This window comes from Sphingomonas sp. ID0503 (genome assembly GCF_048565625.1).
GTDB lineage: Bacteria > Pseudomonadota > Alphaproteobacteria > Sphingomonadales > Sphingomonadaceae > JBLZUR01.
Window position 1 is genome coordinate 2,335,057 of the sequence record NZ_JBLZUR010000002.1, and the last position, 23,858, is coordinate 2,358,914.

Annotated in this window: 24 protein-coding genes; 15 read left to right on the top strand and 9 right to left on the bottom strand. The window is 66.5% G+C overall.

Translation table 11 applies throughout. From position 1 onward, the window contains the following. Positions 1-4: 4 nt before the first annotated feature. The 9 genes from atpA (at position 5) to bfr (ending at position 8,256) form a co-directional block, all read left to right on the top strand. A complete protein-coding gene (gene atpA, locus ACM608_RS12415) occupies positions 5-1,534 on the top strand; it encodes a F0F1 ATP synthase subunit alpha (RefSeq protein ID WP_419683528.1) in 1,530 nt (509 codons plus the stop codon). A gap of 97 nt (positions 1,535-1,631) precedes the next feature. Next, positions 1,632-2,510 carry a F0F1 ATP synthase subunit gamma gene (locus ACM608_RS12420; RefSeq protein ID WP_419683529.1) on the top strand — a complete coding sequence of 293 codons (879 nt, stop codon included), beginning with the start codon at positions 1,632-1,634 and terminating at the stop codon, positions 2,508-2,510. Between the two features lie 115 nt (positions 2,511-2,625). Beyond that, a complete protein-coding gene (atpD, locus tag ACM608_RS12425) occupies positions 2,626-4,086 on the top strand; it encodes a F0F1 ATP synthase subunit beta (RefSeq protein WP_419683530.1) in 1,461 nt (486 codons plus the stop codon). A gap of 4 nt (positions 4,087-4,090) precedes the next feature. Continuing rightward, positions 4,091-4,660 carry a hypothetical protein gene (locus ACM608_RS12430; protein WP_419683531.1) on the top strand — a complete coding sequence of 190 codons (570 nt, stop codon included), beginning with the start codon at positions 4,091-4,093 and terminating at the stop codon, positions 4,658-4,660. A gap of 1 nt (position 4,661) precedes the next feature. Then, a complete protein-coding gene (locus ACM608_RS12435; protein ID WP_419683532.1) occupies positions 4,662-4,928 on the top strand; it encodes an ATP synthase F1 subunit epsilon in 267 nt (88 codons plus the stop codon). A gap of 167 nt (positions 4,929-5,095) precedes the next feature. Further along, positions 5,096-6,589 carry a CpaF family protein gene (locus tag ACM608_RS12440; RefSeq protein WP_419683533.1) on the top strand — a complete coding sequence of 498 codons (1,494 nt, stop codon included), beginning with the start codon at positions 5,096-5,098 and terminating at the stop codon, positions 6,587-6,589. A gap of 161 nt (positions 6,590-6,750) precedes the next feature. After that, positions 6,751-7,413 (top strand): beta/gamma crystallin-related protein, encoded by a 663-nt coding sequence (locus tag ACM608_RS12445; protein ID WP_419683534.1) that lies wholly within the window; start codon positions 6,751-6,753, stop codon positions 7,411-7,413. Between the two features lie 86 nt (positions 7,414-7,499). Continuing rightward, positions 7,500-7,670, top strand: coding sequence for a (2Fe-2S)-binding protein (locus tag ACM608_RS12450; RefSeq protein WP_419685194.1), 171 nt, complete (start codon positions 7,500-7,502; stop codon positions 7,668-7,670). A 100-nt stretch (positions 7,671-7,770) separates the two neighbouring features. Next, positions 7,771-8,256 carry a bacterioferritin gene (gene bfr, locus ACM608_RS12455; protein WP_419683535.1) on the top strand — a complete coding sequence of 162 codons (486 nt, stop codon included), beginning with the start codon at positions 7,771-7,773 and terminating at the stop codon, positions 8,254-8,256. Between the two features lie 97 nt (positions 8,257-8,353). Here bfr and ACM608_RS12460 read toward each other — a convergent pair whose 3' ends face one another. Further along, entirely contained in the window at positions 8,354-8,749 is a 396-nt protein-coding gene (locus tag ACM608_RS12460) for a type II toxin-antitoxin system death-on-curing family toxin (RefSeq protein WP_419683536.1), read from the bottom strand. 9 nt (positions 8,750-8,758) lie between these two features. Beyond that, positions 8,759-8,983, bottom strand: a complete 225-nt coding sequence (locus tag ACM608_RS12465) for an AbrB/MazE/SpoVT family DNA-binding domain-containing protein (RefSeq protein WP_419683537.1) — start codon at positions 8,981-8,983, stop codon at positions 8,759-8,761. 131 nt (positions 8,984-9,114) lie between these two features. On the opposite strand from ACM608_RS12465, the gene ACM608_RS12470 reads away from it, so the two are divergent. Next, positions 9,115-10,509, top strand: coding sequence for an amino acid permease (locus ACM608_RS12470; RefSeq protein ID WP_419683538.1), 1,395 nt, complete (start codon positions 9,115-9,117; stop codon positions 10,507-10,509). 53 nt (positions 10,510-10,562) lie between these two features. Here the strand turns inward: ACM608_RS12470 and ligD are convergent, their stop codons facing one another. The 5 genes from ligD to cysT all read right to left on the bottom strand — a co-directional run bounded on the left by ligD (position 10,563) and on the right by cysT (position 16,926). Then, positions 10,563-13,148: a DNA ligase D gene (gene ligD, locus ACM608_RS12475; RefSeq protein ID WP_419683539.1), complete on the bottom strand. Its 2,586-nt coding sequence runs from the start codon at positions 13,146-13,148 to the stop codon at positions 10,563-10,565. Between the two features lie 148 nt (positions 13,149-13,296). After that, positions 13,297-14,241, bottom strand: coding sequence for a Ku protein (locus ACM608_RS12480; protein ID WP_419683540.1), 945 nt, complete (start codon positions 14,239-14,241; stop codon positions 13,297-13,299). A 324-nt stretch (positions 14,242-14,565) separates the two neighbouring features. Beyond that, the gene (locus ACM608_RS12485) at positions 14,566-15,282 is read right to left on the bottom strand and encodes a sulfate/molybdate ABC transporter ATP-binding protein (RefSeq protein ID WP_419683541.1); all 717 of its coding nucleotides are present in this window, start codon (positions 15,280-15,282) and stop codon (positions 14,566-14,568) included. Positions 15,283-15,286: 4 nt separating this feature from the next. Further along, positions 15,287-16,123: a sulfate ABC transporter permease subunit CysW gene (cysW, locus tag ACM608_RS12490; RefSeq protein ID WP_419683542.1), complete on the bottom strand. Its 837-nt coding sequence runs from the start codon at positions 16,121-16,123 to the stop codon at positions 15,287-15,289. Continuing rightward, positions 16,120-16,926: a sulfate ABC transporter permease subunit CysT gene (gene cysT, locus ACM608_RS12495; RefSeq protein ID WP_419683543.1), complete on the bottom strand. Its 807-nt coding sequence runs from the start codon at positions 16,924-16,926 to the stop codon at positions 16,120-16,122. Before cysT ends, cysW begins: the two co-directional genes overlap by 4 nt. A gap of 252 nt (positions 16,927-17,178) precedes the next feature. On the opposite strand from cysT, the gene ACM608_RS12500 reads away from it, so the two are divergent. The 3 genes from ACM608_RS12500 (at position 17,179) to ACM608_RS12510 (ending at position 19,498) form a co-directional block, all read left to right on the top strand. Continuing rightward, positions 17,179-17,649: an RrF2 family transcriptional regulator gene (locus tag ACM608_RS12500; RefSeq protein WP_419683544.1), complete on the top strand. Its 471-nt coding sequence runs from the start codon at positions 17,179-17,181 to the stop codon at positions 17,647-17,649. A gap of 136 nt (positions 17,650-17,785) precedes the next feature. Beyond that, positions 17,786-18,445, top strand: coding sequence for an RBBP9/YdeN family alpha/beta hydrolase (locus ACM608_RS12505; protein WP_419683545.1), 660 nt, complete (start codon positions 17,786-17,788; stop codon positions 18,443-18,445). A gap of 36 nt (positions 18,446-18,481) precedes the next feature. After that, positions 18,482-19,498: a sulfate ABC transporter substrate-binding protein gene (locus ACM608_RS12510; RefSeq protein WP_419683546.1), complete on the top strand. Its 1,017-nt coding sequence runs from the start codon at positions 18,482-18,484 to the stop codon at positions 19,496-19,498. 395 nt (positions 19,499-19,893) lie between these two features. On the opposite strand, the gene ACM608_RS12515 is transcribed toward ACM608_RS12510, so the two are convergent. Beyond that, entirely contained in the window at positions 19,894-21,999 is a 2,106-nt protein-coding gene (locus ACM608_RS12515; protein WP_419683547.1) for a M3 family metallopeptidase, read from the bottom strand. 84 nt (positions 22,000-22,083) lie between these two features. Further along, positions 22,084-22,662: a hypothetical protein gene (locus ACM608_RS12520; protein WP_419683548.1), complete on the bottom strand. Its 579-nt coding sequence runs from the start codon at positions 22,660-22,662 to the stop codon at positions 22,084-22,086. An 82-nt stretch (positions 22,663-22,744) separates the two neighbouring features. Between ACM608_RS12520 and ACM608_RS12525 the strand changes: the two genes are divergently transcribed. After that, on the top strand, positions 22,745-23,575 hold the full coding sequence (locus tag ACM608_RS12525; RefSeq protein WP_419683549.1) for a lysophospholipid acyltransferase family protein: 831 nt from the start codon (positions 22,745-22,747) through the stop codon (positions 23,573-23,575). A gap of 71 nt (positions 23,576-23,646) precedes the next feature. Further along, positions 23,647-23,820 carry a hypothetical protein gene (locus ACM608_RS12530; protein ID WP_419683550.1) on the top strand — a complete coding sequence of 58 codons (174 nt, stop codon included), beginning with the start codon at positions 23,647-23,649 and terminating at the stop codon, positions 23,818-23,820. Positions 23,821-23,858 lie beyond the last annotated feature (38 nt).

Below are 23,858 nucleotides of genomic sequence, written 5' to 3' on the forward strand. Positions count from 1 at the left end.
GAAGTTGGATATCCGCGCCGCAGAAATCTCCAAGGTCATCAAGGACCAGATCGCCGGCTTCGGCACCGATGCCGAGGTGTCGGAGGTCGGCGCCGTGCTCTCCGTCGGTGACGGCATCGCGCGCATCCACGGCCTCGACAACGTCCAGGCGGGCGAGATGGTCGAGTTCGCGAACGGCACCAAGGGCATGGCGCTCAACCTCGAAGCCGACAATGTCGGCGTCGTGATCTTCGGCTCCGACGCCGAGATCCGTGAGGGTGAGACCGTCAAGCGCACCAACACCATCGTGGACGTGCCGGTCGGCAAGGGCCTGCTCGGCCGCGTGGTCGACGGCCTCGGCAACCCGATCGACGGCAAGGGCCCGATCGCCGCGACCGAGCGTCGCCGCGTCGAGGTGAAGGCCCCCGGCATCATCCCGCGCAAGTCGGTGCACGAGCCGGTGCAGACCGGCCTCAAGGCGCTCGACGCGCTCGTGCCCGTCGGCCGTGGCCAGCGCGAGCTGATCATCGGCGACCGCCAGACCGGCAAGTCGGCCGTCGCGATCGACGCCTTCATCAACCAGAAGACGGCGAATGCCGGCGACGACGACACGAAGAAGCTGTTCTGCATCTACGTCGCGGTCGGCCAGAAGCGTTCGACCGTTGCCCAGCTGGTCCGTACGCTGGAAGAGAACGGCGCGATGGAATACTCCATCGTCGTCGCCGCGACCGCGTCTGAGCCGGCCCCGCTGCAGTTCCTGGCGCCCTATACCGGCTGCGCGATGGGCGAGTATTTCCGCGACAACGGCATGCACGCCGTCATCGTCTATGACGATCTCTCGAAGCAGGCGGTCGCCTATCGCCAGATGTCGCTGCTGCTGCGCCGTCCGCCGGGCCGCGAGGCCTATCCGGGCGACGTGTTCTATCTCCACTCGCGCCTTCTGGAGCGTGCGGCGAAGCTGAACGACGCGAACGGCAACGGCTCGCTGACCGCGCTGCCGATCATCGAGACGCAGGCGGGCGACGTGTCGGCCTACATCCCGACCAATGTGATCTCGATCACGGACGGCCAGATCTTCCTCGAGACCGACCTGTTCAACGCCGGCGTCCGCCCGGCCATCAACGTCGGCCTCTCGGTCAGCCGCGTTGGTTCCGCCGCGCAGACCAAGGCGATGAAGAAGGTCGCGGGCTCGATCAAGCTGGAGCTGGCGCAGTATCGCGAGATGGCCGCCTTTGCGCAGTTCGGGTCGGACCTAGACGCCTCGACGCAGAAGCTGCTCAACCGCGGCGCGCGGCTGACCGAGCTTCTCAAGCAGAAGCAGTTCTCGCCGCTGCCCTTCGAGGAGCAGGTCGTGTCGATCTTCGCCGGCACCAACGGCTATATCGACAGCGTGCCGGTGGCCGACGTCACCCGTTACGAAGCGTCGATGCTGTCGGAGATGCGCTCGCGGTACAGCGATGTCCTGAAGGGCATCCGCGAGACCAAGGACCTCGGCGACGACCTCAAGTCGAAGCTGAAGGACGCGCTCGCCGCCTTCGGGAAGACGTTCGCGTAAGCAGTTCGCTCAATTAGGGTGTCACCCCAGCGAAGGCCGGGGTCGCTCGATGTCAGGGAGATGCCAGCCTTCGCTGGCATGACGCTGAAGGGACAAGATGGCCAGCCTCAAGGCACTCAAGATCCGCATCGCTTCGGTGAAGTCGACGCAGAAGATCACCAAGGCGATGAAGATGGTCGCCGCGGCGAAGCTGCGCCGCGCGCAGGCGGCGGCCGAGGCCGGCCGTCCCTATGCCGAGCGGCTGGCGATGGTGATGTCCTCGCTCGCCTCCAAGGTCACCATCGGTCCGGAGAGCCCCAAGCTGCTCGCCGGCACCGGGCGCGACCAGGTCCACCTCCTGGTCGTCGCGACGTCGGAGCGGGGCCTTGCCGGCGCGTTCAACGCGAACATCGTGCGCGCGGCGCGCAAGAAGGCGGATCAGCTGATCGCCGAGGGGAAGACGGTCCGCTTCTACCTGATTGGCAAGAAGGGTCGGCCGGTGATCGCCCGTACCTTCCCCGGCACGATCGTCCATCAGGTCGACCAGACCCACATCAAGAACGTCGCCTTCACCGATGCGCTCGAAGTCACGCAGGACCTCACCGCCCGTTTCGAAGCCGGCGAGTTCGACGTCGCGCATCTGTTCTACGCCAAGTTCCAGTCGGCGCTGGTGCAGATCCCGACCGAGCAGCAGATCATCCCCGTCCAGATCCCGGCCGCGAGCGAGGCCAGCGGCGTATCGGCGGTGACCGAGTATGAGCCGGATGAGGAGTCGATCCTCGCCGAGCTGCTGCCGCGCAACATCGCAATCCAGCTGTTCCGCGCCTTCCTGGAGAATGCCGCGTCCGAACAGGGCAGCCGCATGACCGCGATGGACAACGCGACGCGCAACGCCGGCGACATGATTAACAAGCTGACCATCCAGTACAACCGCACCCGCCAGGCCGCGATCACGACCGAGCTGGTGGAAATCATCTCGGGCGCGGAAGCGCTCTGAATTCAGCCGTCACCCCAGCGAAGGCTGGGGTCGCGTCGAAACGAAGGACATGGCCCGCGACGGGCGATCCCAGCTTTCGCTGGGATGACGAAGGTAGAAGGCAGGAAGAACGAGCATGGCAACCGATCTCTCATTCGCCACGAACAACGTGGGCCGCATCAGCCAGGTCATCGGCGCCGTCGTCGACGTGACCTTCCCCGACGCGCTGCCGGCGATCCTCTCGGCGCTGGAAACCACCAACCAGGGCCAGCGCCTCGTCCTCGAGGTCGCGCAGCACCTCGGCGAGAACACCGTCCGCACCATCGCGATGGATTCGACCGAGGGTCTGACCCGCGGTCAGGAGGTCACCGACACCGGATCGCAGATCCGCGTGCCCGTCGGCCCGAAGACGCTCGGCCGTATCCTCAACGTCGTCGGTGAGCCGATCGACGAGCGCGGTCCCGTCGGCACGGACCTCTCCGCCCCCATCCACGCCAAGGCCCCTGAGTTCGTCGATCAGTCGACCGAAAGCTCGATCCTCGTCACCGGCATCAAGGTCATCGACCTCCTCGCCCCCTATTCGAAGGGCGGCAAGATCGGCCTGTTCGGCGGCGCGGGCGTCGGCAAGACCGTGCTGATCCAGGAGCTGATCAACAACATCGCCAAGGGCCATGGCGGCACCTCGGTGTTCGCGGGCGTCGGTGAGCGGACCCGCGAGGGCAACGATCTCTATCACGAGTTCCTCGACGCGGGCGTCATCGCCAAGGATGCCGAGGGCAACGCCATCTCCGAAGGCTCCAAGGTCGCCCTCGTTTATGGCCAGATGAACGAGCCGCCGGGGGCCCGCGCCCGCGTTGCCCTCTCCGGCCTGACCATCGCCGAGTACTTCCGCGACCAGGAGGGCCAGGACGTGCTCTTCTTCGTCGACAACATCTTCCGCTTCACCCAGGCGGGCGCGGAAGTGTCGGCGCTCCTCGGCCGCATCCCCTCGGCCGTGGGCTACCAGCCGACCCTGTCGACCGACATGGGGGCGCTGCAGGAGCGGATCACCTCGACCAACAAGGGATCGATCACCTCGGTGCAGGCGATCTACGTCCCCGCCGACGACTTGACCGATCCGGCGCCGGCGACCTCCTTCGCCCATCTCGACGCGACGACCGTGCTCAACCGCGCGATCTCGGAGCTGGGCATCTACCCGGCCGTCGACCCGCTCGATTCGACCAGCCGCGTGCTGGAGCCGCGCATCGTGGGGCAAGAGCATTACGAGACCGCCCGCGCGGTTCAGGAGACGCTGCAGAAGTACAAGTCGCTGCAGGACATCATCGCCATCCTTGGCATGGACGAGCTGTCCGAAGAGGATAAGCTGACCGTCAGCCGCGCCCGCAAGATCCAGCGCTTCCTTTCTCAGCCGTTCCACGTCGCCGAGGTCTTCACCGGCATCAGCGGCAAGTTCGTGCAGATCGAGGACACCGTGAAGTCGTTCAAGGCGGTGGTCGAGGGCGAGTACGATCACCTGCCGGAAGCCGCCTTCTACATGGTCGGCGGCATCGACGAGGCGGTCGCGAAGGCGCAGAAGCTCGCGGCCGAGGCCGCCTGACACGATGGCATTCGGCGGCCTGATTGCTCTGGCGGCTGCGGCGGCGAACACGCCCGCCGCGCTGCCCGTGCATCAGGTCTCCGCAAGGCCGCTGGTGGCGCGCCTTTCCACCGCGATCGGCGCCTGCATGGCGCGGATGGTCACGCCGGCGGGCTTCGCCGTCTCTGCGGCCGATGGGCTGCATAGCGGCGGCGCGGTGCCGATGCTGGCGAACGTGCCCGCTCCGCCGGACTGGGGCCAGGCGAGCGACTATCGGGTGGACGGCGGCGATGGCGTGGTCTGGGTCACGAGCTATGCGGACAGGGACGTCTGCCGCGTCTTCGCCGGCGACAATCCCGGTGTCCCCGCCGCGCGTGGCCTCCTGGCGGCATCGTTGCTGCAATCCGGTGCCTGGACGTCGGAGAGCCCGCTGAAGCTGGCGCAAGGCACTGGCCAGGTGGCGCTCGACAGGTTCCGGTCGGTCGCCGTGCCCGGCGTGAAGATGATGTTCAGCGGCCCTGCCCGCTCCATGAACGACGGCAGCGGCCTGCAATTGCTGGTCGTCGTCAGCAAGTCAGAGAAAGCGAATCACTGAGATGGCCGACCTTCATTTCGAGCTCGTCACCCCGGAAAAGCTGGTCCGTGCCGAAGACGTCTACATGGTCGTCGTGCCTGGCACCGAGGGTGATTTCGGCGTCCTGGCCGGCCATGCCCCGCTGATGTCGGTGGTGCGCCCGGGCGAACTGGCGATCTATTCGAGCGCGAACGCCGCCCCGGTGCGCATCCATGTCGAGGGCGGCTTCGCCGAGGTCAACGAAAAGGGCCTGACCGTGCTCGCCGAACAGGTCGTCGAAGCGGCCTGACGCGCAACGTCATCCTGACGGACGTCAGGATCCATTCGCGCAACGCCCGGCTTTTCCCCTCCCCCGCAACATCTGTTTGCGTGTGCGATTAGGAAGTTATCAAGCCTAAGCGCCTATTCACCGTTCCACCGGCGTGACGAAGCGCCGGCTCTGAGCGGCGGGACGAGATGAGCGCATTTGGACGGAGGGGTGGTTTGACTGGCGGCGCGGCGGCACGGCCGGCCTTCGGCGTGGCCCGCCCGATGCAGGCCGATGCGCCCGCGACACCGTCCGGGCCGCTCGACGCCGACAAGCTTGCCAGCGAGATCGCCGAAGTCGCGCCGCATATGGACGCGATGGCCCGCCTCGCCAGCCGAGAGGCGTCGTCGGGCGACGCCGGATCGAGCCGCGCCGAAGGATTCGAGGCGTCGGTCCACCGCATCAAGGAACAGGTCCTCCCCCGCCTCCTCGAACGCGTCGACCCGGAGGCGGCGGCGACGCTCAGCAAGGACGAGCTGGCCGAGGAGTTCCGCCCGATCATCGGCGAGGTTCTCGCCGAGCTGAAGTTCACCCTCAACCGCCGCGAGCAGTTCGCGCTGGAAAAGGTACTGGTCGACGAGCTGCTGGGGCTCGGGCCGCTCGAAGAGCTGCTGGCCGATGCCGAGATCTCGGACATCATGGTCAACGGGCCGGACCAGACTTACATCGAAAAGAAGGGCAAGCTGGTCCTCGCCCCGATCCAGTTCCGCGACGAGGAGCATCTGTTCCAGATCGCCCAGCGGATCGTGAACAAGGTCGGTCGCCGCGTCGACCAGACCACCCCGCTTGCCGACGCCCGCCTGCCGGACGGCAGCCGCGTCAACGTCATCGTGCCGCCGCTGTCGCTGCGCGGCACCGCCATCTCGATCCGCAAGTTCTCGGCCAAGCCGATCACGCTCGACATGATGGCGGGCGGCGGATCGATGTCGACCGCCATGGCGACCGCGCTCAAGATCGCCGGCGCCTGCCGCTTCAACGTCGTTATCTCCGGCGGTACAGGCTCGGGCAAGACGACGATGCTGAACGCGCTGTCGAAGATGATCGATCCGGGCGAGCGCGTCATCACCATCGAGGACGCCGCCGAGCTCCGGCTCCAGCAGCCGCATTGGCTCCCGCTCGAAACGCGCCCGGCCAATCTGGAAGGCAATGGCGCGATCACCATCCGCGATCTCGTCATCAACGCGCTGCGTATGCGGCCCGACCGCATCATCCTGGGCGAAATCCGCGGCAGCGAGTGCTTCGACCTGCTCGCCGCGATGAACACCGGCCATGACGGATCGATGGCGACGCTCCACTCCAACTCCCCGCGCGAATGCCTCGCGCGTATGGAGAACATGGTGATGATGTCCGACATCAAGGTGCCGAAGGAGGCGATCAGCCGCCAGATCGCGGATTCGGTAGACCTCATCGTCCAGGTCAAGCGCCTCCGCGACGGCTCCCGCCGGGTCACCAACATCACCGAGGTGATCGGCATGGAAGGCCCGGTGATCGTCACCCAGGAACTCTTCAAGTTCGAGTATCTGGACGAGACGACCGACGGCAAGATCATCGGCGAGTACCGCGCGATGGGTCTGCGGCCGTACACGCTGGAAAAGGCCAAGCAGTTCGGCTTCGACGCGCCGTACCTTGAGGCGTGTCTGTAAGTACCTTCCAGCCCCGCTCCGGCTGAGCTTGTCGAAGCCCCGGGGCGACCGTTGTCCCTGCCCCTTCGACAAGCTCAGGGCGAACGGCGTCGGACGAGATTGAAACCAATCCGCCCTGCAAGCGCTCCTGACCGAGGATAAACTGCAGGAGCCGAAGACACATGCGCGCAACCCTGATCGCGATCGCCGCGCTCACCGCCACTCCCGCGCTCGCCCAGACGGCGGGTCAGGTCACCCTCTACGAACTGCCCTTCTTCGCCGGCCGCAGCGTCACGGTGACCACCGCCACCCCCGATCTCAACAGCGTCGGCTTCGCCCGTCGCGCGCAATCCGCGCGGGTCTCCGGTTCATGGCAGGTCTGCCCCGACGTGAAGTACGCCGGCACCTGCCAGACGCTGACCAGCGATCAGAAGGCGCTCGCGCTCTTCGGCCTCGGCGGCAACATCGTGTCCCTGCGCACCTCTGCGGAGGCCGCGGCTCCGACAACCAGTACCGCCACTACTACCGGCACGACGGCGACCACCTCGACGGGGACCGCCACAACCGCCGGTCCGGTGAAGGTCGATCTCTCCGCACTCGACGCGGGCAAGGGCACGGTCGGCCAGGACACCGCCTTCTTCGCGCGGCCGACACTCGGCCAGCTGGAGATCGCGGCCGGCAGCAACGACAAGACCACCGCCGATACCTTCTGCAAGCAGGCGGGTTACTCCAGCGCCGCCTACGCCTCACGCGCCCGCGTGCAGGTGTCGAACCTCGTCGATCTCACCGCCGCCACCAAGGGCAACCGCAGCTTCCCGCTCCGCGACGTCCTCTGCGCCCGCTGACCTGAAGAGACCCTCTCCGAATCTATTGCGACACACTCGCATGAGTGTTAGGAACGATTCGCAAGATCGGAGAGGGTCGTCGTTTCATGGTCGTTTGCGTCTGCAATGCCATCAGGGAAAAGGATGTACGGGCCGCGGCCCGGACCGGCTGCGCGGATCCGTGCAGCGCCTATGCCAGCCTTGGGCGGCGCGCCCGTTGCGGCCAGTGCTTTCCGTTCGCGCGCGAGATCATCGCCTCGGAACGTGCGAACGCCTAGCAAAAGCGGCTGAAAATCAAACATTTCGCGAGTCGTTCGCGCTTCGTTTCTCAAGCATTCAGGTGTATCCGGCCGTCATCCTACAGGCCGGAGACAGACCATGAAGGGTGACGCCAAGGTCATCGACTTCCTCAACGAGGCGCTCAAGAACGAGCTGACCGCGATCAACCAGTATTTCCTGCACTATCGACTGCTCGATCACTGGGGCGTGCAGAAGCTGGCGAAGTTCGAATATGGTGAATCCATTGACGAGATGAAGCACGCCGACAAGCTGGCGGAGCGCATCCTGTTCCTGGACGGCCTGCCCAACTTCCAGCTGCTCGGCCGGTTGAAGATCGGCGAGAATGTCGAGGAAGTGCTGAAGGCCGACCTGGCGCTCGAAAACGAGGCGATCCCGCTGCTGCGCGATGCGATTGCCCATTGCGAGACGGTGCGCGACTACGTCTCCCGCGACCTCTTCCTCCACATCCTCGACAATGAGGAGGAGCATGTCGACTATCTCGAAAAGCAGTTCGACATGATCAAGCAGATGGGCCTGCCGAACTACATCCAGCTGCAGAGCAAGTCGGCCGGCGAGTCGGAATAGTTTGGACTGAGATGGGCATTGCGAGCTTAGCGAAGCAATCCACTGCGGCCCTGATTGCTTCGCGACGCTCGCAATGACGGTATCTGCCACTCGGAACTCATGCCAGATGCTGGCGGAACCAGTCGGCTAGTTCCTCCTCGGACAGCTCACCAGCCGATAGCCGGAGCATAACGTCGATTGCATCTTCCTTTGCGAAGGCGAGTTCCACCCCGTCCAACGCCAGGAACACGCGCGCCAAAACCCAGGCGGTGCGCTTATTGCCATCCACAAAGGGATGGTTGCGCGCGACGCCGAAGGCGTAGGCGGCCGCAAGCGTGCAGCGGTCATCCTCCCCATATACCCAGCGATTGACCGGCCTTGTAAGCGCTGACTCCAGCAGGCCCGCGTCCCGAACACCCGATCCGCCCCCATGTTCTGCAAGTTGGCGATCGTGGATGGCCAAGGCCACGGCCGCATCAAGCCAAGCCGGCTCGGTCCGATCAGGCGCCGTCACCTTCGCCGGTCACTGTGCCAGCACGCGGAGGATATCTCGATCCTCACGCATGATTTTCTCCGCAACCTTCATCTTCGCTTCGAAGTCAGGATTGGAGGCGGTCAGTCGCACTCCGTCCGGTGCTTCGCTGGCGTACAACGTATCCCCCTGCCCGACCCGTAGCGTGGCCAACAGTTCCTTGGGCAGGATCACGGCAGACGAATTGCCGACTTTGACGATCTTCAGTGCGTTCATACGTACGTTATAACGACGAGAGAGCGGTAGCGCAAGTGTATGCGCTTGCGGCCACGCCGCTGCGCTCACCCCTTGTTACCAGTTGTGGGATCGGGAATGAAGAAGGGGAGCGACGAGGAAAGAACGACCGCATGGCAAACTGGAATCGGCGCAAGTCCTTCGCCGCTGCCCCTCACGCCGATCGTCTTCCCGCGACCCTCTCCTGGCCGCACCTCCTGGCGCTCGGCGTGGGGTCGATCGTGGGGACCGGCATCCTGACGCTCATCGGTGTCGGCGCGGATCGGGCGGGGCCGGCGGTCCTGCTGTCCTTCGCGATCGCGGGTGCGGTCTGCGCCTGCGCGGCACTTGCCTATGCCGAGATGGCGACGATGATGCCGGCGGCGGGCAGCGCCTACAGCTACTCCTATGCGGTACTCGGGGAGCTGATCGCCTGGGTGGTGGGGTGGAGCCTGATCCTCGAATATTCGCTGGTGGTGTCGACGGTCGCGGTCGGCTGGTCGGGCTATGCCGCGCCGCTTCTCACCTCGATCGGCTTTCCGCTCCGCCTGACGCAGGGGCCGGAGCTCGGCGGCCTCATCAACCTGCCAGCGATCCTGATCATCGCGGTGGTCGCCGCCCTCCTCTCCTTCGGCACCAGGGAGAGCGCGCGGCTCAATACGATCCTCGTCGTCATAAAGATCGCGACGCTCGCGCTCTTTGTCGCCGTCACCCTGCCCGCCTTCGATGCGGCGCATCTGCAGCCGTTCATGCCCCACGGCTTTGCGAAGAGTACCGACCCGGATGGCGTCGCGCGGGGGGTAACGGCGGCGGCGGCGATCATCTTCTTCGCCTTCTACGGCTTCGACGCGATCTCGACCGCGGCGGAGGAGGCGAAGAACCCGGATCGCGATCTCGCGATCGGCATCGTCGGATCGATGCTCGCCTGCACCGTCATCTACGTCGCCGTGGCCGCCTCGGCGGTCGGTGCGGTGCCTTACCTGAACTTCGCGGACAGCCCCGAGCCGCTCGCCCTGATCCTGCGCCAGATGGACCAGAACGGTATCGCTAAGATCGTCGCCATCGCCGCCGTGATCGCGTTGCCGACCGTCCTGCTCGGCTTCCTCTACGGCCAGAGCCGGATCTTCCTGGTCATGGCGCGCGACGGCTTCCTGCCCACCGGCCTCGCCCGCATCTCGCGACGCGGAACCCCGACGCGCATCACGATCATGACCGCAGTTCTGGTCGCGATCATCGCCGGCGTCCTGCCGATCGACCAGATCGCAGCACTCGCAAATGCCGGCACCCTGCTCGCCTTCTCGGCGGTCGGCCTCTGCCTGATCGTCATGCGCCGCCGCGCGCCCGACGCGCCGCGTCCCTTCCGCGCTCCCCTGGGTTTGCTGGTAGGGGCCGGCGCGGTCGCCGGCTGCGCCTATCTGTTCCTCAGCCTGCCTACAAAGACGCTGACCTGGTGCCTGATCTGGAACGCGATCGGCCTCGTCATCTACTTCGCCTATGGTCAGCGGCGCGCGGTGCTCGGGCGGCAATAACGCTCCGGCCGCGAGGGCTGAACCCTCTCGTCATGCTGCCGCCCCGTGACTGGTCAGTAGTCCGGCAAAGCCTGGTCCGCCACGCCCCACCCCGCCAGCGCCTCCGAATTGGCGCGGGCGAGGAGGTCGTCGCCCATCTTCACGGTGAAGGCGGCGGGGCTGTCAAAACCGTCCAGTTCGTTCCAGTTGACCGGCACCGCCACCGGCCCGTTCGGCCGCGCGCGGGCGGACCAGGGCATCACCGCCGTCGCCCCGCGCTGGTTGCGCAGCCAGTCGAGGAAGATGCGGCCCTTGCGCTCGACCTTCTTCATATTGGCGGTGAAATGCTCGGGATCGGCCTGGCCCAGCGCCTTGGAGAAGCGGCTGGCGAAGTCCTTCACCGCCACCCAGTCCGCCGACATGTCCAGCGGCACGACGACATGGATGCCCTTGCCCCCCGACAGCATCGGAAAGCTGACCAGCCCCAGTTCCGCCAGCAGATCGTGCAGCCTGACGGCCGCCTTCTTCACATCGCCGAAGTCGAGGCCCTCATCGGGATCGAGGTCGAACACCATGCGATCGGGATGCTCCAGCGGGTCGACCGGCGATCCCCAGCCGTGGAACTCGATCGTCCCCATCTGCACGCAGGCGAGCACCGACTTCGGATCGGACAGATACAGATAGTCCTCGACCGACCCGTCCTTCTCCTTGACCGGCACCTTGGCCACCGTCTCGCCGAACGACCCGCTGTCATGCTTCTGGAAGAAGCATTGTTTTCCTCGCCCTTGAGGACAGCGCACCAGCGTCATCGGCCGCTTCGCCGCCCAGCGCAGGAAAGGCTCGGCCATCTGCGCGTAATAGTCGGCGAGGTCGCCCTTGGTGATCTTCGCCTCCGGATAGATCAGGCGATCGGGGTTGGAGAGCTTCACCCCGAAGTAAGCCCCCTCTCCCTTTGCGGGAGAGGGCTGGAGAGAGGGGTTGCGCGCCGCAGGCGAGCGCGCCTTCGTCTTCGGAGGCGCTTCGCCCGGCTCCTCCCGGACCACATCCTCCGCCGCCTTGTCCTCGCGCAGCCCCAGGAAGCTCGGATGCCGCAGCACCCCCTCCCCCGTGAACTCGGTAAACGCGATCTCCGCCACCAGCTTCGGCGCGACCCAATGCACGCCCCGGGCCGACGCGCGCGGCACCTCCAGCGCAGGCGTCTTCCGCGCGATCTTCGCCAGCTTGCCGCCGATCTCCTCCAGCGTGCGGGCGTTGAACCCCGTCCCCACCCGGCCGGCATAGCGCAGCGCCCCGCCCTCGTTCACGCCCAATAGCAGCGACCGGAACGACCGCCCCTTGTCGCTGCCCGACCAGCCGACGATGACGAATTCCTGCCGTTTTATGCACTTGACCTTCAGCCAGGCCTGCGTCCGCCGCCCGCGATAGGGTGCCGCCGCCTTCTTCGAAACGACACCCTCGTACCCCTGGCCGCAGAGCGTCTCGAACAGCTTCTCGCCCTCGCCGGCGATATGCTCGGCATAGCGGATCACGCCCGCCCCGGGGCCGATCAGCGCCGACAGCCGCCGCTTGCGCTCGACATTGGACAGGCCGGTCAGATCCTCGCCATCCTGCTCCAGCAGATCGAAGGCGAAGAAGGCGAGGGCGCCGCCATCCTTCAGCGCCTCCTGCAGAGCCCCGAAGCTCGGCCGCCCCTCGCCGTCCAGCGCCACCACCTCCCCGTCGATCAGCGCGCTGCCGACGTCGAGGTCCTTCGCCGCCGCGACGACGCTCGCGAACTTGTCCGACCAGTCGAGACCCGAGCGGGTATACGCCTTCGCCTTCCCGCCCCCGACCGCGATCAGCGCGCGGTAACCGTCATACTTTACCTCATGGATCCACTCGGACCCGCTCGGCACGGAGTCCACGAGGGTAGCAAGCTGCACGTCCTGAAAGGCCGGGAGCTTGCCACTCTTATGCCTCTTGTTTCCGTCATCCCCGCGCAGGCGGGGATCGCTGTCAGCAGGAGTATCCCTTGTGGACCGCGATCCCCGCTTTCGCGGGGATGACGAGGCAGCTGCGGGTGACGAAGAAGAGGCGGATGGCACCACCTTCCCCGCCGCGATCTCCGCCATCGTCCGCCCGGTCGCAACGCTCGTCAGCGCCGTCTCGACCAGCCCGTTCCCCTCGGCGGAATACGCATCCGCCACCTTGCGCAGCAGCCAGTTCTCGCCCTTCTCGCGTCCGCGCGGCTTCAGGCGGATCATGATCCACTCCCCCTTCATCCGCTCGCCGTCCAGCGTGAAGTGGAGGTGCCCTTCCTCGATCGTCTTGCGCGGGTCCTTCCCCGGATGCGGGGTCCATGTGCCGCGATCCCACAGCATCACCGTGCCGCCCCCATACTGCCCCTTGGGGATCGTCCCCTCGAAGGTCGCGTAGGACAGCGGATGGTCCTCCGTCCGCACCGCCAGCCTCTTGTCGTCGGGGTCCAGGCTCGGCCCCCGCGTGACCGCCCAGCTCTTCAGGACCCCGTCCAGCTCCAGCCGGAAATCCCAGTGCAGCCGCGTCGCATCATGCTTCTGCACCATGAAGACGTGGGTGTCGCCCTCCGCGGCCTTGCCGGCGGGCTCGGCGGTCTTCGCGAAGTCGCGCTTGGCGTTATACCGGGCAAGCGGATCAGCCACTCAAATCCTCCCCATCGCAGATGGGGAGGGGGACCAGCGAAGCTGGTGGAGGGGCCGGCGAACCCGGTGCTGCGCACCGCCCCTCCACCACCGCCTGCGGCGGCGGTCCCCCTCCCCATGCTCGCATGGGGAGGATGAATACCGCACCCTACGCACGCTTCCGCGCCGCCGGCTTCGCCGCCGCATTCCGCGCCGTCCGCCGTGGTGCCGGCTTCTTCTCCGCCGCCGTATCGTTCGCCGCCGTCTCCGCCTTCTTCCGCGCCGGTGCCTTGGCCGGGGCCTTCGTGGTCGCCGGCTCGCTCGCGCCGCCCTTCTCCAGGCTCTTCTTCAGCGCCGCCATCAGGTCGATGACGTTCGACTTGCCGCTCGGCGCGTCGCTCTTGTCCTCGACGATCTTCTTGCCCTTCGACTTCACCTTCTTCTCGATCAGGCCCTTCAGCGCATCGACATAGCGGTCATGGAACTCGCTCGCGTCGAACTTGCCCGCCTTCTTGTCGATGAGGCTGGTAGCGAGGTCGAGGAGATCCTCGTCCGGCTTCGTATCGCCGATGTCGCGGAAATAGCTCTGCGCCTTGTTCAGCTCGTCGGCGTAGCGGAGCGTCTCCAGCACCATGCCGCGCCCGCAGGGCTTCAGGCTGACGACATGCTCGCGGCCCCGCATGGCGAGCTGCCCCAGCCCGATCTTGCCGGTCTTACGCAACGCCTCGCGCAGCACGACGAATGCCTCCTCGGCCAGATCGTCGGCCGGCACGACGTAATACGGCTTGTCGAAATAGATCATGTCGATCTCGTCGCGATCGACGAACTGCATCAGCTCCAGCGTCTTCTTGCTCTCCAGCTTGACGCCTTCGATCTCGTCCTGGTCGAGCAGGACGTACTCGCCCTTCGACACCTCGAAACCCTTTACGATCTCGTCGAGATCGACCGGTCCGATACCGGGCACGACCTTCTCGTACTTGATGCGCTTGCCCGACGGTTCGTGGATCTGGTGGAAGGCGACGCTCGCCCCGCTCCGCGTCGCCGAATAGATCTCGACCGGAATCGACACGAGCGCGAGGCGGATCTGCCCCTGCCAATATGCGCGCGCCGCCATGAACCGCCTCCTGACCGTTACCGGGGCGATTCAATCCACAGCCGGGGGAGTCGTTCCGAAGCGAAGCGTACCAGCCAAGCCCGTTCGGGCTGAGCCTGTCGAAGCCCCAGCGCCACCGTTACCGCTGGCCCTTCGACAAGCTCAGGGCCAACGGCGTGGGGAATTTCGGTACGACTTTGGAAAACCGCCCATCCCGAGCGAAGTCGAGGACGATCATCGAGCGAAGTCGAGATGCTCCACCCGCTGCACGCCTCGGCTCCGCTTGGCGGACATCCCTCGACTGCGCTCGGGATGGACGGCTCAACCAATATCGGGATGGACAGCCTAACTTATAAACGCCCGAACGAAGTCGTTCGCTGGTGCCCGCTCGATCTCGCCCGGCGCGCCGTATTGCTCGATCCGCCCATCGTTCAGGATCGCCACCTTATCGGCGAGCGCGAACGCCTCCTCGCGGTCATGCGTGACGAAGATCGAGGTCAGGCCCACCCGGTCGTGGATCTCGCGCAACCCATCGCGCAGTTCCCGCCGCACCTTGGCGTCGAGCGCACCAAACGGCTCGTCCAGCAGCAGAATCTTCGGCTCCCGCGCCAGCGCACGGGCCAGCGCGATGCGCTGGCGCTGACCACCGGACAACTGCGCCGGATAGCGCGCGCCGAGGCCGGGCAGCTGCACCAGCCCGAGCAGTTCCTCCACCCGCGCCGCGATCTCCGCCTTGCCCGGCCGCTGCGACCGCTTCATCACATTGAGGCCGAAGGCGATGTTCTTCGCCACCGTCATGTGGCGGAACAGCGCATATTGCTGGAACACGAAGCCGATGCCCCGCTTCTGAACCGGCCGGTCGGTCACGTCCTCACCGTGGAACAGGATGCGGCCCGCATCCGCGCTCTCCAGCCCCGCGATGATCCTGAGCAGCGTCGTCTTGCCCGAACCGGAAGGACCCAGCAGCGCGACGAAGGCCCCGTCCTCCACCTCCATGCTGACCCCGTTCAGCGCGCTATGCGCCTGAAAGGTCTTGGCGACATTCTCGATGGTGATGGTCATCTGGTCAGTGGCCCGCAGCGGCGATGGCGTCGCGATGCCGCCATTCGAGGAAACTCTTGAGCGCCAGCGTTACCAGCGCAAGCCCCGCCAGCAGTGAGGCGACCGCGAAGGCGGCGACGAAATTATACTCGTTGTACAAAACCTCGACATGTAGCGGCATGGTGTTGGTCTCGCCCCGGATATGGCCGGACACCACCGACACCGCGCCGAACTCGCCCATCGCCCGCGCGTTGGTGAGGAGGATGCCGTAGAGCAGGCCCCAGCGGATGTTGGGCAGGGTCACGCGGCTGAAGGTCTGCCACCCGCCCGCGCCGAGCGTGATCGCCGCCTCCTCCTCATCCCGCCCCTGCGCCGTCATCAGCGGGATCAGTTCGCGCGCAACGAAGGGGAAGGTGACGAAGACGGTGGCGAGCACGATGCCAGGCACGGCGAAAACCACCTCCACGTCATGCGCGCGCAGCCACGGCCCCAGCCACCCGTTCATCCCGAAGACGAGGATGTAGATCAGGCCCGCCACCACCGGAGAGACCGAGAAGGGCAGGTCGATCAGGCTGACCAGGAAGTCCTTGCCGCGAAAATCATGCTTGGCGATCGCCCAGGCGGCCGCGATCCCGAACACCGTGTTGAACGGCACCGCGATTGCCGCGACCAGCAGCGTCAGCTTGATCGCCGAAACCGCATCCGGCTCCAGCACCGCATTCTGGTACGCCGCCCATCCGTTGCGGAACGCCTCCACGAACACGGAAACGAGCGGCAACAGGATGATCAGCCCCAGCCAGGCGAGCGCCAGCAGGATGAGCGTGATGCGGACGGGCCGCGGTTCGCCGGTCGCCGCCCTCATATCCCGCCCAGCCTCCGCCGCTCGCGTCCCTGGATGACGTTGATGATGAGGAGGAGGGCGAAGGACGCCAGCAGCATCACCGTCGCGATCGCCGTGGCGCCCGCATAGTCATACTGCTCCAGCTGGGTGATGATCATCAGCGGCGCGATCTCCGACACGAAGGGGACGTTGCCCGCGATGAAGATCACCGACCCGTATTCCCCCACCGCCCGCGCGAAGGCGAGCGCGAAGCCGGTCAGCAGCGCCGGCGCGATCTCCGGCAGGATCACCGACAGGAAGATCCGCCCCCGCCCCGCGCCGAGCGTCGCGGCCGCCTCCTCGATCCCCTTGCCGAGGTCCTCCAGCACCGGCTCCACCGTCCGCACCACGAAGGGCAGGCCGATGAAGATCAGCGCGATCACCACGCCCAGCGGCGTATACGCCACCTTGATCCCGATCGCGGCGAGCGGCGCACCGATCCAGCCGGTATCCGCATAGATCGCCGTCAGCGCGATGCCCGCAACCGCCGTCGGCAGGGCGAAGGGCAGGTCGACAAAGGCCGACATCAGCTTCTTGCCCCAGAAATCGTAGCGGACGAGCACCCAGGCGATCAGCAGCCCGAACACCGCATTGATCGCGGCGGCGAACAGCGACGCGCCGAAGCTCAGGCGATAGGCATCCAGCGTCCGTTCCGAAAAGGCGACCCGCGCGAAATGGCTCGGCCCCAGCCCGAAGGACCGGATGAACACCGCGCTCAAGGGGATCAGCACGACCAGCGCCAGCCAGAGCAGCGTCATGCCCATCGTCAGACCGAAGCCGGGCATGGCGGAACGCCGGCCGCGCCGACGGCGTGGGGGCTCGACCATACGGACACCCTGCGCCGGGACAGGGTCGAGGCGGGTGGACAAGAACGGAACCCTTTTGACGATTGGCCGTCCCTTCACGAGGGCACGAAGACGGTCAAGAGGCCCTAGCTATTCTCAAGCCGCCGTGTAGTGAAACATGGAAATGATTGAGCGCGCGGAAGCACCGCTTCGCCGCTCGCCCAAGGGTCGAAGAAGGGGCAGGCGTCAGGAATGTTGTCGCAACGGACCCGCTACACCATGCGCGCCTTGAAGCACCTCGCTGCCCGCTACGGCCAGGGTCCGGTCCAGTTGAGCGAGATCTGCGGCGCGCAGAACATCCCGGCGAAGTTCCTGACCGTCATTCTGTCCGAGCTGTCGCGGGCCGGCATGGTGGCAACGCGGCGCGGGCGAGAGGGCGGATACTGGCTCGCCGTTCCCCCGGTCGACGTCAGCTATGGCGACATCGTCCGGATGACGCGCGGTTCGCTCGCCCTCGTCCCCTGCGCCAGCCGCTACAACCACAAGCAATGCGACAATTGCCTGCCCGAAAAGGATTGCTGGCTCCACCGCATCATGCTCCAGGTCCGCGACGAGACCGCCCGCGTCCTCGACGGCATCACGCTCGCCGACCCTCTCCCCAACCCGCCCGACGACCCGGCCGAGGAGGAAGGCTCCGCGGCGAGGGAGCACGCCGAGGGCTGACGTTCATCCTGCCTTCATCTTGCCGCAAGGCTGAACCGCCCGGACGCACGCCCCACTGCGGCCCGGTTGTCTACCGGTGAACTAGGCATAGCTTCTCTCCAGCCGGCCGATGAGTCGCCGGTCGGGAGAGCGAGCGATGATCCACGGCGACCTCGACGATCGCGCCGGCGCGCCGGTGGTGCTGACGATCCCCGGCCTGAACAATTCCGGCGCGGATCACTGGCAGACCCTGTGGGAGCGGGAGCGTGGCGATTGCCAGCGCGTCGAACTCGGCATGTGGGCCGATCCGCGCCGCAATCCCTGGGTGACCAAGCTCGATCACGCGATCGCCTCCGCCCGCCCGCCGGTGATCCTCGTCGCGCACAGCCTCGGCTGCCTCGCCGTCGCCTGGTGGGCGGCACTCTCCGGCCAGCCCTACGGCGCGCCGGTCGCGGGCGCCCTCCTTGTCGCGCCGCCCGATGTGGACGGCTGCGGCGGCCGCGCGCTCGGCGATTTCGCCCCCACGCCGCGCCACGCGCTGCCCTTCCCTTCCTACCTCGTCGCCAGCCGCAACGATCCCTACGCCGCCTTCCAGCGGTCGCGCGACATGGCCTCTTTCTGGGGCAGCACGCTGATCGACGCGGGCGATCTCGGACACCTCAATTCGGAAAGCGGCCTCGGCAACTGGCCCGAGGGTCAGGCGTTGCTGGATGGACTGATCGAGGGGCGTCTGCGGCCATCCGCCGGCCGCAACATCCCGCGTGAAGGGCAACTCGCGCCGGCCAAAGCAATTCTTCATAGTCTATACACACAGTAGACTTTAGCCCGGATCGCACTAAAGGATCTGGTCTGAATGAACCTGCGGCCCATCAAGACTGCGTTTCTGCTCGCCCTGGCGGCCACGGCACCGCTGGTGGCCCGTCCGGCTGCAGCCGTCGAACTGCTCAACGTCTCCTACGATCCGACGCGCGAGCTTTACAAAGCCATCGACAGCGCCTTCGCCGCCCAGTGGAAGGCCAAGACAGGCGAGACCCTCTCGATCAAGCAGAGCCATGGCGGCTCCGGCAAGCAGGCCCGGTCGGTGATCGACGGCCTCCCCGCCGACGTCGTCACCCTGGCCCTCGCCTATGACATCGACGAGATCGCGGAGAAGGGGAAGCTGCTGCCCGCCAACTGGCAGGCCCGCCTGCCGCAGAACTCGACGCCATACTACTCGACCATCGTGTTCCTGGTGCGGAAGGGGAACCCGAAGGGCATCAAGGACTGGGGCGATCTGATCCGTCCGGGTGTCGGCGTCATCACCCCCAACCCGAAGACCTCGGGCGGCGCGCGCTGGAACTACCTCGCCGCCTGGGGATACGCGCGCAAATCCTCCGGCTCGGATGCGGGCGCCCGCGCCTATATGACCAAGCTCTTCAAGAACGTGCCCGTCCTCGACAGCGGCGCGCGCGGTGCCACCACCACCTTCGTGCAGCGCGGCCAGGGCGACGTCCTCCTCGCCTGGGAGAACGAGGCCTTCCTCGCGGTGAACGAGTTGGGCGGCGGCAAGTTCGACATCGTCGTCCCCTCCGTCTCGATCCGCGCCGAGCCGCCGGTCGCCCTCGTCGATCGCAATGTCGACAAGAAGGGCACGCGCAAGCAGGCCGAGGCCTATCTGCGCTTCCTCTACACGCCCCAGGCGCAGGACATTATCGCGAAGAACTACTATCGTCCGCGCGACAAGGCTGTCGCCGCCAAATACGCCGGCCGCTTCCCGCGCCTGCAGCTCTTCACCATCGATCGCAATTTCGGCGGGTGGAAGCGGGTTCAGGCCGCGCATTTCGCCGATGGCGGCGCCTTCGATCAGATTTTCGCAAACGCCAAGCGCTGACTCCCTGGCGTAACCTGAGGCCCGTCTCCCACTCGGAGGCGGGCCTCTCCTTTATCTACTCCGACTAGATGCAAAATTTGCAATCGTCATCGTTAATTTTGCACTTGCCATCTGCCGTGCTGCGATGCACAAAGGACGTGCCTTTCAGGCATCCTCTCCTAAGACTTCAGGGCTGGCCTCCGGGCCGGCCCTTTTTTTGTCTTCGCGATATGGTCGCGCGCTTTTCCGCGCTAATCCGTCGCAAGTCGCTGCCATCGACTGAAGTTAATCCCGCCCGTACGATCTCGACGCGCACGTTTCGTTCGAAGTTCGATCACGTCGGACCCCGGGGCGCTCCTTCGCACCTGCGACGAAAGGAGCGCCCGTCGGCTCAGCAAATCACAAGGAATCCCGGCCTATTCCGTCGGAAAGCCGCGCTGCTTCAGCAACGCCTTCACATCCGGGTCGCGCCCCCGGAACGCGCGATAAGCTTCCGCGCGGTCGGTCTCGTTGCCGGTCGAAAGCAGCGTCTTCTTGAACCGCTCCGCCACCGTCTGATCCCACGGCCCGCCCGCCTCGTTGAACGCGGCCCAGGTGTCGGCGTCCATCGTCTCCGACCAGAGGTACGAATAGTACCCCGCCGAATAGCTGTCTGACGAGAACAGATGCCCGAACTGCGGCAGTCGGTGGCGCATGACGATCTGCCTCGGCATGCCGATCGCCGTCAGCGTCTCCCGCTCGAACCGGTCGGGATCGACCACGCCGTCCGGCACCGTGTGCAGCTTCATGTCCACGATCGCGGAGGACAGGTACTCCACCGTCGCGAAGCCCTGGTTGAAGGTCAGGCTCTTCTGGATCTTGTCGACCAGGGCCTGCGGCATCGCCGCGCCGGTCTTGTAGTGGCGGGCATATTTGTCGAGCACGTCGCGGGTCAGCACCCAATGCTCGTTCACCTGGCTCGGAAATTCGACAAAGTCGCGCGGCGTCCCCGCCAGCCCCGGATAATAGACGTCCTGCAACAACGCATGGATCGCATGGCCGAATTCGTGGAACAGGGTCCGCGAATCGTCCAGGCTGATCAGCACCGGCTCGCCCGCCGGAGCCTTCACGAAATTGTTGTTGTTGGAAGACAGCACCGTGGACTTGGGCGGCATCCGCTGCTGCCCGCGATACGCCATCGCCCATGCGCCGGAACGCTTGCCCGTGCGCGCGAAATAGTCGCCGTAGAACAGGCCGACATGGCCACCCGTCTTGGCGTCCGTCACCTCCCAGACGCGCACGTCCGGGTGGAACACCGGCACCTTGCCCGAAATCTCGGTGAACTTGATCCCATACCGCCGCTCCGCCGCGTAGAATGCGGCGTCGATCATGTGGCCCAGCTCGAAATACGGCTTCAGCTCGGCCTGATCGAGGTCGTAGCGCGCCTTGCGGACCTTCTCCTGATAGTAGCGATAGTCCCAGGGCTCGATGGTGATCTTCGCGCCCTCCGTATCCGCGATCGCCTGCGCGTCGGCCACTTCCTCCTTCACCCGCGCTACGGCGGCGGGCCAGACGCGCATCATCAGGTCGGTCGCGGCGGCGGGCGTCTTCGCCATCGTGTCCTGCATCCGCCAGTCGGCATGCGTCTTGAACCCGAGCAGATGAGCGCGGTCCGCCCGCAGCTTCACGATCTGCGCGATCAGCGCGTTGGTATCGTTCGCATCGCCATTGTCGCCGCGATTGACGAAGGCCCGCCAGACCTTCTCCCGCAGCGCCCGGTCGCTGGCGAAGGTCAGCACCGGGTCCACCGCCGAACGCGTGTTCACCACCGCCCATTTGCCCCCCAGCTTCCGCTCCGCCGCATCGCCCTTCAGGCTGGCGACGACCGACGCAGGCAGCCCGGCGAGCTGCTTCTCGTCATCGATCACCACCCATGTGGTCTCGTCGGCGAGAAGCTTGTTGTTGAACTCGGCGAACAGGCTGGCGAGCTGCTGGTTGTATCCCGCCAGCGTCGCCTTGTCGGCCGGCGACAAATTCGCACCCTGTCGCACGAAGCGGTCGTAGATCCGCGTCGTCAGCCGCTGCTGCTGCGCGTCCAGCCCGGTCATGTCGGCATGGACTGCCTTGACCCGCGCGAACAGCACGGGATCGAGGTTGATCGCATCCTGTGCGGCGGCGAGCTTGGGCGAGAATGCCTTCTGCAACGCGCGATAGGCGTCGTTGCTCATGTTGCTCGTCATCACCGAATAGATCGCGGTCGCGCGGTCCAGCGTCTCGCCCGCATTCTGCATCGGCGCGATGGTGTTGGCGAATGTCGGCTTGGCGGTCTGCGCGGTGATTGCCTTGTAGTCCGCCGCCTGCGCCGCGATCCCGGCGTCGAGCGCAGCCGATAGCCCCTCCGGCGTCACCTTGTCCCAGGGCGGCACCCCGCCATAGCCGCCGTTCCACTCGGTAAGGCTGGCCCCCGGTGGCTGCGCGGCAACCCCCGCGATGGGTGCGATGGCGAGGAGGACGGCGGTGGTCGCGAAAAGGATGCTCTGCAAGGATACGCTCCGATCAGGGGGCAACGGCCCGGAACGCCACAGACTGGCAGAGCCGAGCCGGAAAGAGAAGGCGATGACGACAGGTCAGGGGCCGCAGGTCCAGCTGCCCTCGTAGGTCCGGCTCTCCCCACCCGCTGGCGTAAAGGTCAGTGTGGCGGGCTGCGGCGGCGACTCCATCTTCGACGTGGTGATTTCGGTCGTCACGCGGACTCGCACCGTCACGCCCGCGCCGGTGAAGGTCGCGCCCCGGATCATGCCGTCGAAGCCGCCCGGTGCCGACACGCGGACGATCCGCCCGCCGGCCCGAACGGCACCCCAGGCTGCGCTGCCGCTCGCCACGTCGCCGCGCGCGATGAGCAGCGGCACGTCCCGCCCCTCGACGCCCAAGCCGCAGGCGAGTTCGCCCGGCAGATCGGCCGTCTCGATGTCCCGGCGCGACAAGCCGGCCAGTCCGCGCGGCGGTGATGGACGCCGCTCTGTCGTGGCGGGCGCGGCTGGACCAGCAGGAACGGCGGGCGGTGGCTGAACCACGTCCCGCTTCGCCGGCTCCGCGCGCATTACCTGCGTCGGCCGAGGACGCGCCTCCCGCTCCGGCTTGCGCTCAGGCTCCGGCGAGCAACCCGCCGCCATCACCAACACCAGCAGGATCCCTTTCGCGCGCATCCGCCGCCAACGCCGCTTCCTGCCGTTCGCTCCGCTTAGCCCCCGGATTGCCCTTCCCCGCGCCCCGCCTTAACCCGGCCTGATGACGGCACGCCCGGACCCCGCCCCGCTCCTACCGCTCGTCACCGTCACGCTGGTGGTGCGCATCATCGCGATGCTGGCCTTGCTCCTCGGCATCCTGCCCCTGCACCTGTTCCTGCGCGCGATCCGCCGCCCCTCGCCGGTGCCGCGCATCTTCCTCAGCGGTGTCACCCGCATCTGCGGCATCCACCCGACCGTCATCGGCACGCCCTCCTCCGGCCCGGTCCTCTACCTCGCCAACCATCTCAGCTGGATCGACATCCTGCTGATGGGCGGCGTGCTCGACGCGCGCTTCGTCGCCAAGGCGGAGATTGCGCGCTGGCCGCTGATCGGCTTCCTCGCCCGCCAGAACCGCACCATCTTCGTCGAGCGGGAGGCGCGCCGCGACGTCCGTGCCCAGACCGACACCGTGGCCAGCGCGCTCGCCCGGCCCCAGCCCGTCGCCATCTTCCCCGAGGGCACCACCGGCGAAGGTTACGCCGTCGCTCCCTTCCGCGCCTCCCTCCTCGCCGCCGTCACCCCCGGTGTCACCGTCCAGCCGGTCGCGATCGACTACGGCCCCTGCATGGCGCTCGTCCGCTGGCCCAAGACCGAGGGCGCGCCCCACAACGCCATGCGCCTGATCGGCCGGCGCGGCACCATCCCGGTGACCCTCACCCTCCTCCCCCCGTCCGCACCGACCAGGACCGCAAGGCGATCGCGGCCGAGGCTCATGCGGCGGTGGCAAGGGTGCTGGATGCGTCGGGATCGATTCCGCTTCCGCGGTGACGTGCGCGGCCTCCGCCTGATTTCGCGGAACCGCCTGTTCCGAAAAGATATTCTACAAAGCTGATCCATGTGCGCGCTCCCTGGCTGGAATCGGCGCACAACCCTGTCCCATTACAGGACAACAGGGGTGTGGTCATGTACGAGTGGATCTACGAAGCGGACATCAGGCGTCTGCGCGAACAGCTGCAGCGGGAGACGGACGAACGCCTCTGCCGCAAGCTCCGCCACTATATCGGCGTCGCCGAATGGCGCCTGGAAATGGCCCGGCAACCGGCGCTCGGCCCGGCCGAGGGCTGTTTGGTTGATTGACGGCCAACGGGACCCTCGCCGCACCGGGCGAACCAGCG